This is a genomic window from Neobacillus sp. NPDC093182 (genome assembly GCF_044754045.1).
The window spans coordinates 283367-298853 of sequence record NZ_JBIVOI010000005.1 but is presented as its reverse complement, the minus strand read 5'-3'; the positions used below and the strand labels follow the sequence as shown (position 1 = coordinate 298853).

Below are 15487 nucleotides of genomic sequence, written 5' to 3'. Positions count from 1 at the left end.
CTATCACCCCCTTTCAAGTAAGATTTTTAATAAATCGTGAAACTATTAAACTACGCATTAATATTCGAAAATCAAAATCAAATGCGAATTCCGGACGAGCCTCTTTTTCAATTCTTGCAATTGCCCCTTTAATTACATGTAAGTCTAAATATTCTCCTACAATTGGATCATTACTAAGTTGTTTGAGTTCCTCTATAAACGTTCCCCAATAAGGAGCCATACGATGAACACCGTCAGCACCTTGAACTCCTCTCGTTTTTTGGTTTAGCCTAACTTTGTCTGGTAATAAACTTTTGGTAGCTCTTCTTACTAATGACCTGTCTAAACCTTTTCGTACATACTGTTCTTCTGGAACTGACATACAAAACTTAATAACACGTAGATCATTTGTTGGATCACGATCCCAAATCGAATATTTCAGTGATAACTTAGAACTGTATGTACCAGTTGAATTCCAATAATATAACTGTTCAAACTGCCTGCGTCTTACCTCATATGCACTTGGAGATAACGAGGCTGAAATATCAATACCATGTTCTTGAAGTTTGTCAAACACTCTTGTTTCTTGAGCGAAACCTGGATTGATTATCTTAGGAAAATGAAATTGTTCCTTTGTTTGAACTAAACTATAAAAAGATGGAAATGCCTTTTTTCGTACTTCAGTCATAATTCTTGACTTTTTCACAGCTATGTTCTGACTATAAAGGTTCAATTCTTGGAAAAGATGGATCCATTTCATTTTTTTTAACAGAAGTGCATAGTAGTCTAAAAGAGGCCCCCAAGAAATCGTCCAATTTCCCCTCTGTCCATTAAGTAAAACTCCAATACCTTGTTGCGATGCCTGTTCATAAATTCCCTTCAACCAAAATGTATTTTCAAAGAATTTATAGGGCATTTCATGGATATCTAGACTATCATCTATTTCGGTAAATGGACTTCTTTCCGAAAAACTCAGATATTGATCGTTAATATTTCCAACAAACTCTACAGTGGATTTAATATAAGCTTTTTCATTCGCGATTCTACTTTTATGTGTCCAATCAACAAAGTCTTCAACAGGAACATAACTAAAAGTATGCAATTTTTTATTATCACTTCGTAACTCTTTTGCAGCGAAGCTAGCTACTGCTCCTGAATCAAGTCCTCCACTAAGATGTGCTCCAACCTTTTGATACGATCTTATTCTTGACTTTACTGCACTTCCAAAAGCCTCACGAAATGCTTCTTCATATTCTTCGTCTGAGTCCAACTTTAGCTTATTTCCTTCAGTTAGTTTGCAGTATCTTGAAAAGGAAACTCTACCATTAACTACAGAAATGGAGTGAGAAGGTGGTACCTGTTCTATATTTTTATAGACTGTTAAAAAAGGATCTACAGATTCAAAATTTACCGGTATCGCTAAAAACTCAGCTAGCCATTGCTCATCAATTTTCTTCCCCATTGTTGGTAATGAGAGAATTGGTTTTATAGCAGTACAAAAGACAATTTGGTGTTCTTTAAGAGAATAATAAAGTGTCCTACTTCCAGAAAAATCTCTTGCTCCAAAAAGTTTATGTTGCCTTTCATCCCAAATCATAAAGGCAAAGTCTCCCACCAAAAACTTTGGTGACTCTTCCCCCCACTTATGGTAGGCAAGTAAAATCAACTGACTATCAGTGATTTTGTTCCGATCTTCTTTATGTACATGCAATTTTTCAAACAATACTTCACGATTATCAATGATTGCATCAGCTGTAATGGCCAATTGTCTCTCATAATCATAGAATGGCAATTGTTCCCCTATAGATTCAGGAGTGATCCATTGTGCATGGCAGCCAAGAAAGACTTTGTTGCTATGCCAAGTTTGAACATCATTGGCTGGATACTTTTCAAGTTCTTTCATCATTCGCCAACCATGTTCAAGATTAATAGGTTCATCATTTAAATGGTAAATACCAGCAATAGCACTCATCTTTTCCTCCTGCCACTTCTACAATGACGTTTAATCCTATAATGTTTTATACTTAGTTCAATTAATATTTTTATGTTCTTTAAAATGAACACTCATAACATGGTAAATTGTAGGATTCTTAAAAGTAATCCCAATTAATACAAATATGTCATTATTATTGATATAACGAATGATAATGATTGCAAAACCTTTAATTCCACTCTTATTAGTTCTTAATAAAGAACAACCTGATATTCCTATCATAAATGCTCCCATTTTAAGTGTCAACTATTTTTTAATGAATATAATCCTTATATTAAAAGAATTTTTTTCTATTAGGTTTTAACGGTTTAAAGTAACAACAAAAAGGAATTGACACACCAGCAAAACTGTAGTGAATTTTATAAATAGTCTAAATATTATACTTTCTTATCAAGAGAGGCTAAGGGAATGGCCCTTGAAGTCTCAGCAACCTTCAATTACATTTTTTATCATTGAAAAGGTGCTAAGTCCTGCAAGTTACTTATTAACTTGTGAGATAAGGAGAATGACTTATGCGAACGTGCCTCCAAAAGTCTTCTTATGGAAGGCTTTTTTTGTTTTTATACAAGAGGATAAAGGAAATGGTGTATAAGATTGATACAAAGTAGCTCAAATTAGAAATAGAAGTGATACAGTGACAGACACCGTCAATCAGCCAATACCTAAGGTATATTGGATGAAAGCCATCTTAATCAATACTACAGTGTCAATACTCGGACGTCCCCGTTAAGAAGAAGAATACATATCTTGAACGAGTGAATAGATAAATGAAAAATCAATAGCAGCTTCGATCCTGCGAACTAAATGGTTTGCGGTGGTACAAGTTGCTCTAAAGCTCTCATTTCTATTTGGTCACGATTTATCTGTGTATTTTTGGTAAGCATTTCATCCACTTCATTAAAATCTTTGTACCTTAATTATACAAAAAAGACTGCCGGCAAACCCGAATTTTTTCGGATTTGTCGCCAGTCTTTTTTGTGATTATTTATATAAATACCTATGGGAGAAAACAAGAAATTTGTTATGTTTTCCTAGGGGATTAGAACCTGCCTTAAGAAATAAAGAAAAAGTGAAGATAATTTTTTTACAATGACGATATAAATAAAAGATCATCGTACCAATTTTTTGGAATTGGCCTTAAAATTGAGAATATAGGTTTTATAAAGTGAATATTGAAAGATAGTCAGTTGAAAGACCATTGGACATGAAACCTGTCCATTGTCCATTGTCAATCAATTGTAAGAATATATACTTAAGTTTTTAGAAGAAAGATTTACATGTACGGGGGAGGTAAAAATGCTTGAATACATACAGCCTTTATTCTAGTGAATTACTTCATGATAAATATTATCCAAAGGTTATAAAGTATTACTTTAAACAATGGAAGGGTTTTGACATGCCGTTTCATTCTCACGATGAGATCGAGATTATGTATGTGATTGAGGGCAAATGTGTTGTCGAAACCGCTACAGAAACAGTAACCATGAAAAAAGGAGATTTAATTTTACTTGATTCGAAAATTGAGCATCGTTTGGTAGTAGCTAAAGAGAATCCTTGTAGAATGTTAAATTTAGAGTTTCTTTTTACAAACAAAGACAACGAGGGATTTTCACCATCTTTCAATGAAATTGTTAGAACGAATGGTATGCTGTCTCAGTTCCTTTCAAAAGCGTATCCTTATATTTTGTTAAAAGATTCAAGTGATATTTATCATATCCTAAAAAGTCTTGTACTCGAGTTAGACGAGAGGAGTCTAGAAAATAAGGTGATGATTCAACTCTTATTTTCTCAACTATTTATTAAAATTGGCAGATTAACCGTTGAATATGAGAATCAGAATTCTTATCAAATTAATTTATATATCAAACAAATCCTATCTTATCTTCACCAAAATTATGACTGTGAAATTCAGGTGAAGGATATTGCAAATGTTGTTAATCTACATCCTGTTTACCTACATCGTATATTTAAGGCAGAAATGGGAAATACGGTGATGGAATATTTAACTTCATTGCGTATCAAAAAAGCTAAAATGCTGCTTGCCCACACTGAAATCCCCATAACTGAGATATCTGAATACGTGGGTATAAACAGCCGTCAGTACTTTAGTACGCTCTTTAAAAAGCACACTGGTAAGACTCCCGTTGATTATCGAAATACACTTACCAAATAATTTTCATTGAAGAAAAGATTACACAAGTTAGTATTTTAAACTTCGATAGATTTAGGAGGTTACAATATTGATAACGCTTTCTCCGTGGTGCTTGGTAAGATAAAAATGGTAATCTACCATTATCTGCAAAGGGGAGTGGCTCATTGACATTTAAAATCGCTTTTATTGGGGCAGGTAGTATTGGATTTACAAGAGGGTTATTAAGGGATATTTTGTCTGTCTCAGAATTCCATAATATAGAGGTAGCATTTACTGATATTAACCCTAAAAACTTGGATATGGTTACAAAGCTATGTCAACGAGATATTGATGAAAACAACCTGAATATAAAAATTCAATCGACAGTCAATCGCAGGGAAGCATTTAAACATGCAAAATATATTTTTTCGGTGGTACGAGTGGGTGGATTAGAGGCATTTCAATATGATATCGACATTCCCTTAAAATATGGCATAGACCAATGTGTAGGAGATACACTTTGTGCTGGTGGAATTATGTACGGGCAGCGGGGAATAGATGAAATGCTTAATATCTGTAAAGATATTCGTGAAGTCGCAGACCGTGAATGTTTGTTGCTCAATTATGCTAATCCGATGGCAATGATTACATGGGCTTGTAATAAATATGGTGGTGTTAAGACGATTGGACTTTGTCATGGTGTGCAAGGGGGACACCGACAAATAGCTGAAGTGCTTGGTCTGGAGAAACATGAAGTTGATATTATCTGTGCTGGTATCAACCATCAAACATGGTATATCCAAGTAAAGCACAATGGTGAAGATATGACAGACAAGCTTCTCCATGGATTTGAAAATCACCCGGAGTTTAGTAAAACGGAAAAGGTTCGAATTGATATGCTTAGACGTTTTGGCTATTACAGCACTGAATCAAATGGTCATTTAAGTGAATATGTCCCATGGTACCGAAAGCGTCCAGAAGAAATTAACGATTGGATTGATCTTGGAACCTGGATAAATGGTGAGACTGGTGGATATTTAAGAGTTTGTACAGAAGGCAGAAATTGGTTTGAGATGGATTTTCCAAACTGGATAAAAGAACCTGTTCGCGAATATAAAGAGGAAAATCGTGGTGAGGAACACGGATCCTATATTCTAGAAGCCCTAGAAACAGGAAGAGTATACCGAGGACACTTTAATGTCGTTAACAATGGGATCATTTCGAACCTTCCAGATGACTCCATTATCGAGGCCCCTGGATATGTTGATCGAAATGGTATTAGTATGCCACTTGTAGGAGAGCTGCCACTGGGCTGTGCGGCAGTTTGTAATGCTAGTATCACAGTTCAACGCCTTTCAGTGGAAGCAGCAGTTCATGGAGACGATAATCTCTTACGTCAAGCGATGATGATGGATCCATTAGTAGGAGCAGTGTGTAATCCGAAAGAAATTGATCAGCTTGTAGATGAGATGTTAGTGGCACAGGAACAATGGTTACCACAATATCAGGATGCAATCGTAAATGCTAAAAAACGATTAGAATCCGGAAAATCAATTCAAGCTAAGAACAATAAAGGGGCAGCGCGTCTCAAAGTCAAAACAGTAGAAGAAATGGCTAAAAACCGCGAATCAGCAAATAAGAATGCTGGTGAATCTGACAAAGCGAAGGAACGTCCTTCTGCAGTGAAATAAATGGAATAAAACAGGGATTGTGGACGTTACTTTTAAAGGATTTAAGTATTAAACAATTATGAAATAAGGGGGATGGGAATAACGATGATTCAAAAAAATGATGTAGAATTTTACAAAGAAGAAGGGTATTTATTAGTTAAAGGTGTGTTTAATATGCAAGAAGTCGAAGCGATGCGAGAAAGTATAGACAATATCATTCGACGAGCAGCTGAAGCAAAAAGGGATGAGAATGCCGCATGGGACGGTGATTATTTGCCAAAGGAACAAATAAGAAGACTCGTTTTGAAGGGATTTCATAACGTTCATTATCATGACTCTGTTTTCTTAAATGCGCTAGCTCATGCAAATATGGTTGCTATATTGAAAAAATTAATAGGGCCAAATGTACAACTCCATCATTCAAAAATGCTAGTCAAGCCACCTGAAAAAGGTGCTGCTTTTCCGATGCATCAAGATTACCCTTACTTTCCTCATGAAAAACATAGCATGTTGGCAGCAAGTGTCCACTTAGACGAAAGCAATGAAGAAAACGGCTGTTTGCGTGTCATCCCTAAGTCACACAAACAAGGAGCCCTTTCGCATGTAGGGAGACACTACTTGAATCACAAGGAATATCCTATTTCTAGTGGAACACCTTGTCCAGCTGAACCTGGAGATGTATTATTTTTCAATTATTTAACGATTCACGGTTCTGATGTAAACAAGAGTGAACGAAATCGCAGAAATGTTTTATTTCAATATCGTGATGCATCGGATTTCCCTGTAGAAGATACACATTTTGATTGGGGAATGGGATTAATGGTTAGTGGTGAAAATCCTCATTTTGATAAGGTGACACCAAAGTATACGATTGGTTAATTTCCAAATATTATAGGAACATTTGAATATAATAATGTTAAGAAACAATAAATAAAAGTGTATTATCAGGCTCAGTTTTCGGTCAGACTGAGCCCTATTTGTATTTAGAAGATGGACTGATATAACGGTGACACATCCGGTTTGTGTTAAGTTTCTAGGATAATACGGTAGATTTTACAAAATTGAATAAAATAAAATATGGTCCTATAACGCTACGCAATTAAGACATCATAACAAAGCTTAGGCCTGATAGACCATTTGCCCTTTTACCATTGTCCACAATACCTCAAAACGATCGTTCATTAGCACTAAGTCGGCATCTGCACCGGAATTAATCCTGCCTTTATTGTCTAATCCCAGTATATCTGCTGGTGTCTGTGTCGCCATCATAACGGCGTCCTTTAAAGGAATTCCCAACTTAACTGTTTTTGCCAATGCTTCATTCATTGTAACTGTACTTGATGCAAGGGTACCGTCTTCTAACATAGCTACTCCATCAATTACGCTAACTTTATGACCCCCGAATAAGTATGTTCCATCACCCATCCCCATCGCCTGAAGGGCATCTGTAATTAACACCATTCTGTTTGGGCCCTTTTCCCGGTATAAAAGCCTTACAATGGCTGGATGAAGATGGACATCATCCACGATTGCTTGAACACTAACACTGCTTTCTTCAAAAGCCGCTAAGATCAAACCCGGATCACGGTGATGAATTGGCCGCATACCATTAAAACAATGGGTAACATGGCTGGCACCACTCTTAAATGCTTGTTTCGCATCATCATAAGTGGCATCAGAATGGGCAATAGCAGCAATGATCCCTTGCTCCTTTAAAAAGGAAATCATCTCATGGCCGCCTGGCAGCTCTGGTGCCAGCGTCACCATGCGGAGCAATGAACCGGATTTCTCCATGATGGTTTTCATTTCTCCCAAATCTGGATGCCTTAAATACTGCTCATTCTGCATACCTTTTCGTTTTACATTTAGATAAGGACCTTCTATATGAATGCCAATAATTTCAGCCCCAGGTTCGCTGCCAGCCAGCTCTTTTACATTGGTAATCATTTTAATTAGGTCGTCTAAGGAGGAAGAAACCGATGTGGCTAAAAAGGAGGTGCAGCCTGTCTTTGCGCATGCTCTAGATACTGCTTCCACACTGCCAATGGTACCGTCCATCATGTCAAAACCTTCTGCTCCATGAATATGTACATCGATCATTCCTGGGATAAGCAACTGGCAATTTCCATCAATTTCATAATCAGCTGAAAAATCTGAACACATGTTGCCAGTATGAACCGATTCAATTTTCCCATTCCGAATAAGTATGCATCCAAGCTTCGGTTCATCATCGAAGATCACACGAACATTACGGATTAAAATAGAACTCATGAATTTGACAGCCCCTTATTTTTAATAGTTTAAAAACTTTCATAATTAATATTTTCAGTGTATCTTGCTAAACTTGGTTTGTCTATCCAACAAACCAAGTTACTTCAACATTTGAAACATCTTATTTGCACTTATGCCCACATGAATCTTATTCCATCTGCCGATACTCTCGAGGGGATCGCCCCGTATATCTTTTAAATTGTTTGTTGAAGGTACTTAAAGACTGAAATCCGCTTGCATAGGCAAGGTCAATCATACTCTTGTTCGTCGAACGAAGGAAGTCCATTGCGGTTTGTAGGCGCAGCCGGTTAAGAAATTCATTTGGACTAAGTCCAGTCAACCTGCGGAACTCATTAAAAAACATTGTTCTCCCCATTTCTGCCTGCCAGGACAATGTTTCAATATTTAACGGCTTTTGATAATTTTCAAGCATGTACCCCACAATTTCAACAATTTCAGATGATGGTATGTCCAAATAATCTTCAGATTGAGATTCTTTAGTAAACTGATTCACTTGCAGCAAAATATTAATTAAATGCATATATTGACGGGTCACCCAAAGATTTTCTCCCTTTTCTTGGTCTTCCATTGCAGATACAGCAGCCTGCCTTATTGCTCGTGCAAAAATAGTGCTGGATGGGATAAAGGGCTGTATTCCTCGTGCTGTATAGAAAGGCTTCAGAAGCTGATTTCCATCTGGGATTTTACGTACAGCAGACGGTGTGAACAGGATGAGAATGCATTCGAACGGTTGATCAGACTGAGCAAAACTCCAGTGCGGCTCGAATGGACGGCATAAAAACACATCTCCAGGCCTGCCGAGGTAGGTATGTTCGTTAAACCTATATTCTAGCTCATTTTTAAGGACAACCCCGATTTCTAAACAATCATGGACATGCAAATCATGCTCCTCATGTGACCCCCATACACGGCAAAACGCAAACGATCGCTGTAAACGTAAGTGTTCTACGTACATTTTTCACAACTCCTAAACAATCTTTTCTTTGTACAAAATGATAAGTTTTAAGCTTAATTGGAGGAGAACTTCAATTTTTGGATATGGTAGAGTAAAACCATAAACTTATCAAAGAGGTGAACAATATGAGACTTTATATTATTGGCGCGGGCGTAATTGGCCGGACACACGCGGAAGCGGCAAGAAAACTTTCTGAACCAATTCAATTGCGAGTTGCTGATACGAATCCTGTTGCACTCGAAGCATTTTGCAGTCAATTCCCTGAGGCAATTGGCTTTACAAATGTGGATGAAATGCTGAGCTCCGAGACAGCACAGAACGATGATATAGTAATAATCAGTACGCCTCCGATGGCACATTTTGATCCTACAAGACTTTCAATTGAGTCTGGTCGCCATGTCCTTTGTGAAAAACCACTTGCGATGAATGGTGCTCAAGCTCAAGAAATGGTCCAGCTTGCAGAAAAGCATAACCGATTATTGGGATGCTGCAGTGTCCGTTTTAAAGGCATGCCTCACATGGAGGCGGTAAAGAAAGTCATCCAGTCCGGAGCTCTAGGTGAAATCTATCATGTTACGTTTGTTAACAAATGGGAACGAAGCCGTTCAGGAATCGAATATCAGCCTGCAAGCCGCTGGTTCTTAAATTCAAAATTAAGCGGCGGAGGTGTGTTAATGGATTGGGGACCTTACGACTTTGCCACCTTGAATGACATACTCAATCCAAACTCCATTGAATTCAATACTGCATGGACGGCAAAGCCCCAAACAGAAATTGACCCCTTGGATACACCCTTCGATGTAGAAACTCATGTCGGCGCCTTTATGACCTTCTGGAGTGGTAACCATCCAATTCATGTCCATTACGAGCGCGCTTCATGTGCGCATGGAGAGAGTTATGTAAGGGCAGAAATTGAGGGTACAAATGGTTCACTTAGGTGGACTCCATTTGATTCAAGGCAGCCAGTCTTCCTTCGTTACGATAAGCACGGGCAAATTGTAGAGGAACAGGTAGAAACTGGTCCGAGAAGTGAGTACACTATTTTCGATAATCCACTCCTTCACTTTTATCGGAAAGTGAAAGGCCTTGATTCACATGCTAACGTCAATCAACAAGCACTGAATAATTTTCGCTGCCTAACATCCATCTATACTGCTGCAGAAACCGGACAAAAACAAATGATTGATATGGTGCAGAAAGGGGTAACACTTTGAACATCAAAGGATTTTCATCAAATATGTACGGCTGGACAGAACGCTGGAAAATGGATGGCAAAAAACCACAGTGGAAAGAATTATTCCGTGCTTGTGCAGAAGCAGGTCTAGACGCTGTCGAGATTGATGCTGATACGGAAAAACTAAAATTGGCACGTTCCTTTGGGCTTGCCGTATCTGCCTCCTATATCGGTCTCCCTTTACATATACCTTTCAACGACCTTGAAGTGGAACAAACGATTTTACCATTTGCTGAACGCCTAGCAGCAGCAGAAGGAACCGATTTACTCCTAAATGCTGATCCTATCAGTTGGAAAACTATAATTCCTAAGTCTGAAGATCATTTCAAACAGCAGGGTGAAAACTTAACTCGTATATCCGAACTTGTTGCCTCCCTAGGTTTAAAGGTTTGTCTGCATAACCATGCGGCAGACAATCACAATGCCAAAGGTGACTTAAGATCGGTCATCCAATATGCAGATCCGCATGTTGGACTATGTATAGATACTGGGTGGGCACATGTATCTGGCTGCAATCCCATTGAGTGGGTAACTGACTATCCGGATCGAGTCTTTGCCTTCCATTTACGTAATCAACGTGGGCATGTACCAACTGAAGACTTACTTGAAGGAGATATTAATTTTGTCTCCTTGCTCGATTCCTCAGCAGCTGCAAAGTATAACGGCTGGCTGGCACTCGAACTATGGCATCCACAAAGCACCCAGCCTGTTCGAACTATGACGGAGGATGTGGAGCGTTCACTCGATTATTTAAGGCATATTCTATCATAATCGTCATGTGAAATTAGCGGATAATAAGTAAACACAATTAGATATTCTTCATAATAAAGGCGGAAACCAAACTAAACGGTTTCACGCCTTTTTGTTTGATTTAATTAATGATTCCTTTGCCGGCAGTTTTATACAAACATTCCACTATACATAGTTTAACCCTTCAGGGAATGGAAGCGGAATTGGAAAAATATCTTTTAAATAACAATCTAAGTCTGGGGCTCCTTGAAGAATTAGTCTTTCTAAAGAAGCGTTGTCCAATGTCATTGATCTTTGATTAAAGACAAGTTTTTTATTATTTTCATCGATATCTTCTATTTCGACTTTTCCCCTTAAGAAGGGCTCCAATTGTTTCAACAACAATTCTAGATTAATTATTTTAATCGTCCCTGGATAGGGCGTTACTGTTTTCTCTCTGTTGTTAAGCAGTCTATTAAGTGCTACTTCGTACGAAGGAAAGGAACATTTTATAGAAGTTATCCCATACTGAAAGGATTCAGCTAATAGAGCTTGGATAGCTTTTGGGTCTCCGCCCCATTCAATTACCCGAGCTGGGGAGTCACTTGAAGAAGGAAAAGAAACGCCCAAAATTAAAAATCCCTTTAGTTCATTACCCGCTTCAGCAAGCAAAAGTTTATGCCTCATTTTATGATTGCTTGCAAATCCTTCTGCATGATTAAGGATTGTAAAATCTAATATGCTTTGTTCAAAATGCACACGACGAGAATGGGCTAATTTTCTTAAACGAAACCTATCATGCGGGAGAGATTCTCTCACAAAGCAGCCTTCTACTGTTGACAGCTCCCCCTTTTGTATTTTGTATTTATTCATTTCTCCATAGTAAGCACAGCCTGCTTTCATATACATCGGCAGGTTTCCAGATACGAATAAGAGAGATGCATCCGCCAGCTCCGCATGTTCAAAAACTTTACTTAATAGCGTACTGGCATAGCCATTCTTACGATGATTTGGGTGTGTACACACAGCCCCAATAGAATATGCTTGAATTTCTGCTTCTTCTATATGGACAATAGAGGGAACTAGGCCAATAAAGGAGACCAGTTCACCATTTACAAATGCACCGTATGATTGATTTAGTTCAGGCGAAAATACAAAGGGGTAGGCTTTGCCCATTGAAATTTGTTCATTGTCCCGAAATGTTTTGTCAGCTAATGTTATCGCTTGTTTATACTCAATTTCCGTTTTTAGTAATCTAAATTCTGCTATCATTTACTCCACTCACTTATTGTAATCTTCATTTTTCCCATCCCTGCTTTTTTCAAGGACGATTCGAACTGTGGATAGTCCAAGTTAAAACCAGATTTTAAAGGTCTTAATTTCGTATGGTGAAATGGAGAAAGAAAGTGTCTGATCCAGATAGTCTGCTGCCTTCACTTCTTCTTCAATCAAGTTGCATTCAATCGCTTTTTTTATGGTTTTGGCAAATGAGACATTTGTTTTATTTCTAAATTGCTTATATTCATAGAAACGTACCAAAATTGCGTCATCATCCTCTGCTTTTTTCACCGTTTCGAGCAAAACGTTGTCATTATCAATTTCGGCAAATTGATAGGAGGGTGGTAAGTGCCCTTCAACATTAGCAGTTAGTTCATTTGCAAATAATGGGACATTCAAATGGTAGGCTTCTTTCACAATATTTCCTTCACGCCAATCCCCTTTATGTGGAATTAGGCTATACGTAAATTCATGTATGCCGCGGTCAGCTGTTTCATCAGGTTCAATAGAAGACTTGATTAATGTTAAGCGGATAACATTGTCCTTTACATCGTGGCCGTATTTACAGTCATTTAATAAGCTAACGCCGAAATCACCTTCAGAAAGGTCAACCCATTTATGTCCCACTACTTCAAACCGCGCATGATCCCAGCTCGTGTTCCAATGAGTTGGACGTTCCATATTACCAAACTGAATATCGAAGGTTGCTTTTGTTGAACGTACATCTACTGGGAATGCTACCTTTACTAATGTTTGTTTCTCCTGCCAATTTGCTTTAGTACTGAAGTCAATTCTTGGTGAATGTTTATAAACCGTTATAAATTGTGTAATCGTGGAATCATAGAATTCCCAAGTTAATTTAAGACTGCCGCGAATCGGACCTTCCTCATGCACCTCTACTGCTGCTAAATGGTCAATCTCACGCATCTTTTCTTGATAATACAGGTCAACATCCCAAGCATCAAAGTTCATTGGCTTATCTTCAAATGTCTGAAGGACATTTCCCCTTGCTCCTTCGGCAATAACTTCTCTTTCTAATCGCTTATCAAATAAAGAGATGATCTGACCTTTTTCATTTAAACGAATTTGGTAAAAATCATTTTCAATATATTCCTTCGTTACAATAAGATTGGACCCTGAAGCTGATTGTTCAGCAAGTTTAAACGTTTTGTATCCTAGAGCTGGTACATTTTTAGCTTGGAGTAGTATCTTTTGGCTATTCTCAGCTTGGATTACCTGAGCTGGCAAGGTGTTTCCTTCTTCATCAACAATGGTTGTTGTCTCTGTTAAGGTAGAAGAAACAGGTAATTCAATTAAACCATCCCGTTCAAAAGATAGTGAATTGTAGACAACAATTGCCTCCTCATCGGTTTGAATGTTTTTTTCGATAGATCCTTTTGCTTCTTTGAGAACATTTTCTCCAATCGTCTGCACTGCTTGGTAATCTCTCCGTGCATCCTCATTTACCTGACGAATCGATGAGCCCGGCAAAATGTCATGAAATTGATTTAGGAGTAACATTTCCCAGCCTTCATTTAAAGCTGCATGTGGATAATTTTCCTTACCAGTAAAATAATCGGAAAGCGCACTTAACCACTCCGCATTATGATAGAGGAATTCTGCTTTACGATTCGCCTTTTTTAAGGATGCCTGCGAGGTATAGGTACCCCGGTGATACTCTAAATACAATTCTCCATCCCAAACCGGTAAAGATTTATCTTGCATGCGGTCTTGTAAACGTTCAAAATAGGCTTCTGCCTTGTCCATTTGAACTTTTGGCAGCCCCGGCAGGTTTTTCATGGCACGAGCGGTTTCAATCATTTCTTTTGTTGGCCCTCCGCCCCCATCACCCCATCCAAAGGCTAGTAACAGCTCATCATTTACTTCCTTCTGCTGATAGGCATCCCAAATTCCTTTTACACTTCTTGGTTCCACCATTCCGTTATACGTATAGGCCCTTGCTCCCTCCTCAGGGGTGGTAATAAAATGTGTAAAAATTTCCGTACCATCAATTCCGCGCCAATTAAACGTATCAAATGGGAATCGATTATATTGATTCCAGCTAATTTTGGTTGTCATAAAGGTGTCAATTCCACTTTTTTTCATAATTTGCGGCAGGGCCCATGAATAACCAAAAACATCTGGAAGCCAAACTACCCTCGTATCGACCCCAAACTCGTTTTTCATAAATCTTTTTCCGAATTGAATTTGGCGAATCAATGACTCTCCATTAGGAAGATTGGTGTCTGGCTCAATCCACATTCCGCCTGTGATTTCCCATTCACCAGAAGCAATTTTTTGTTTAACTTCCGCAAAGATTTCAGGATAATCTTCCTTTAAATATTTGTATAATTGGGGCGATGTATGGATATATCGGTATTCAGGATATTGGCGCATTAAATGCAGGACAGTTGAAAAGGTCCTTGAGGCTTTTTCCCTTGAATGAACCAAGCGCCATAACCATGCCATATCAATATGTGAATGTCCAAGTGCTGTAACCAATGGCTTTAATTCTTCTATCTCACCTAATTGATCCACCTTTGTTTTTAGAAAATCATAGGCCTCTTGGATAGATTGATAGAAGAAATCTGAACCCGGCTTTATGAAATCTACCTTTAATATCGATTCATTTACTAGCTGAAGCATTTTCGTTCTTCTAAAATCATTTTCATCTAGGACCTTCACTGTATTTATGAGTGTATGAGCAAGATAAAAATACTTTTCTGTTGGAACATCAACACATGCAAGCCTAGCTATTTTAAATCTTCGACGATCAGGAGGATTTAACACCCCGCTCCATGCCTTTAGAGCAATATGAATCTCATCGTTTTCAAGAAACTCTGGCGGGAGCCATGCTTCCTCATGCCAAACATCAATTCCTTGTAATGGGGTGCCATTTACATATAACAATGATTCAGCCGTTGAGCCGCCGCCATCACGCGGGCCAACCAAGAAATGCAGAACCAATCGTTCTTTTTTCCAGTCCTTAGGGACTCGGATCGTGGTCCGGAACCAAGCAGATTTATCATACCCACCCCAGAAATCTCCTAGCTGGAAGTTTGTCCAGTTCTGATCATCAAAGTCAGGTTTGTACGCTTCTTTATCTTCATCACCAAATTCCCACTCTTTATAGCGAAAAACAGGGATATCTTTTGTGTCTTTGTATATATAATTCTTCAATTCTGCTAAGTATTTCTCAATCTTTTCAACTGTAAAATACAACCTT

At 38.2% G+C, this 15487-nt stretch carries 10 protein-coding genes, 1 pseudogene and 1 riboswitch; of the genes and pseudogenes, 5 read left to right on the top strand and 6 right to left on the bottom strand.

Translation table 11 applies throughout. The annotated features are described in order from the left end of the window. Nucleotides 1–13: 13 nt before the first annotated feature. Both ACIQAA_RS12145 and ACIQAA_RS12140 read right to left on the bottom strand, forming a co-directional pair. Nucleotides 14–1951, bottom strand: a complete 1938-nt coding sequence (locus ACIQAA_RS12145) for a lasso peptide isopeptide bond-forming cyclase (protein WP_402619464.1) — start codon at nt 1949–1951, stop codon at nt 14–16. A gap of 405 nt (nt 1952–2356) precedes the next feature. Further along, a riboswitch (SAM riboswitch) is annotated at nt 2357–2475 on the top strand. 154 nt (nt 2476–2629) lie between these two features. Then, a pseudogene (locus tag ACIQAA_RS12140) lies at nt 2630–2856 on the bottom strand (transposase); the annotation flags it as partial. A gap of 416 nt (nt 2857–3272) precedes the next feature. Between ACIQAA_RS12140 and ACIQAA_RS12135 the strand changes: the two are divergent. The 3 genes from ACIQAA_RS12135 to ACIQAA_RS12125 all read left to right on the top strand — a co-directional run bounded on the left by ACIQAA_RS12135 (nt 3273) and on the right by ACIQAA_RS12125 (nt 6652). Then, nucleotides 3273–4145, top strand: a complete 873-nt coding sequence (locus ACIQAA_RS12135) for an AraC family transcriptional regulator (protein WP_402619462.1) — start codon at nt 3273–3275, stop codon at nt 4143–4145. A gap of 143 nt (nt 4146–4288) precedes the next feature. Then, a complete protein-coding gene (gene melA / locus ACIQAA_RS12130) occupies nt 4289–5794 on the top strand; it encodes an alpha-glucosidase/alpha-galactosidase (protein ID WP_402619459.1) in 1506 nt (501 codons plus the stop codon). 84 nt (nt 5795–5878) lie between these two features. Next, a complete protein-coding gene (locus ACIQAA_RS12125; protein ID WP_402619456.1) occupies nt 5879–6652 on the top strand; it encodes a phytanoyl-CoA dioxygenase family protein in 774 nt (257 codons plus the stop codon). Between the two features lie 240 nt (nt 6653–6892). On the opposite strand, the gene nagA is transcribed toward ACIQAA_RS12125, so the two are convergent. Together nagA and ACIQAA_RS12115 are read right to left on the bottom strand one after the other, a co-directional pair. After that, on the bottom strand, nt 6893–8044 hold the full coding sequence (gene nagA / locus ACIQAA_RS12120; protein WP_402619453.1) for an N-acetylglucosamine-6-phosphate deacetylase: 1152 nt from the start codon (nt 8042–8044) through the stop codon (nt 6893–6895). Between the two features lie 148 nt (nt 8045–8192). Continuing rightward, nucleotides 8193–9020: a helix-turn-helix domain-containing protein gene (locus ACIQAA_RS12115; protein ID WP_402619450.1), complete on the bottom strand. Its 828-nt coding sequence runs from the start codon at nt 9018–9020 to the stop codon at nt 8193–8195. A gap of 125 nt (nt 9021–9145) precedes the next feature. Here ACIQAA_RS12115 and ACIQAA_RS12110 point away from each other — a divergent pair, with 125 nt between their 5' ends. Beyond that, the gene (locus tag ACIQAA_RS12110; RefSeq protein WP_402619448.1) at nt 9146–10234 is read left to right on the top strand and encodes a Gfo/Idh/MocA family protein; all 1089 of its coding nucleotides are present in this window, start codon (nt 9146–9148) and stop codon (nt 10232–10234) included. After that, nucleotides 10231–11025 (top strand): sugar phosphate isomerase/epimerase family protein, encoded by a 795-nt coding sequence (locus tag ACIQAA_RS12105; protein ID WP_402619445.1) that lies wholly within the window; start codon nt 10231–10233, stop codon nt 11023–11025. The genes ACIQAA_RS12110 and ACIQAA_RS12105 overlap by 4 nt, the downstream gene beginning before the upstream one ends. Before the next feature lie 144 nt (nt 11026–11169). Here ACIQAA_RS12105 and ACIQAA_RS12100 read toward each other — a convergent pair whose 3' ends face one another. Together ACIQAA_RS12100 and ACIQAA_RS12095 are read right to left on the bottom strand one after the other, a co-directional pair. Continuing rightward, entirely contained in the window at nt 11170–12255 is a 1086-nt protein-coding gene (locus ACIQAA_RS12100) for a GNAT family N-acetyltransferase (RefSeq protein WP_402619443.1), read from the bottom strand. 81 nt (nt 12256–12336) lie between these two features. Then, complete coding sequence (locus ACIQAA_RS12095; protein ID WP_402619440.1) at nt 12337–15483, bottom strand: alpha-mannosidase; 3147 nt, start codon at nt 15481–15483, stop codon at nt 12337–12339. Nucleotides 15484–15487 lie beyond the last annotated feature (4 nt).

Excerpts from the sequence above, each read along its gene's own strand:
- ACIQAA_RS12110 (WP_402619448.1), top strand. The coding sequence starts at position 9,146 with ATGAGACTTTATATTATTGGCGCGGGCGTAATTGGCCGGACACACGCG.
- ACIQAA_RS12145 (WP_402619464.1), bottom strand. The coding sequence starts at position 1,951 with ATGAGTGCTATTGCTGGTATTTACCATTTAAATGATGAACCTATTAAT.
- ACIQAA_RS12115 (WP_402619450.1), bottom strand. The coding sequence starts at position 9,020 with ATGTACGTAGAACACTTACGTTTACAGCGATCGTTTGCGTTTTGCCGT.
- nagA (WP_402619453.1), bottom strand. The coding sequence starts at position 8,044 with ATGAGTTCTATTTTAATCCGTAATGTTCGTGTGATCTTCGATGATGAA.
- ACIQAA_RS12125 (WP_402619456.1), top strand. The coding sequence starts at position 5,879 with ATGATTCAAAAAAATGATGTAGAATTTTACAAAGAAGAAGGGTATTTA.
- ACIQAA_RS12100 (WP_402619443.1), bottom strand. The coding sequence starts at position 12,255 with ATGATAGCAGAATTTAGATTACTAAAAACGGAAATTGAGTATAAACAA.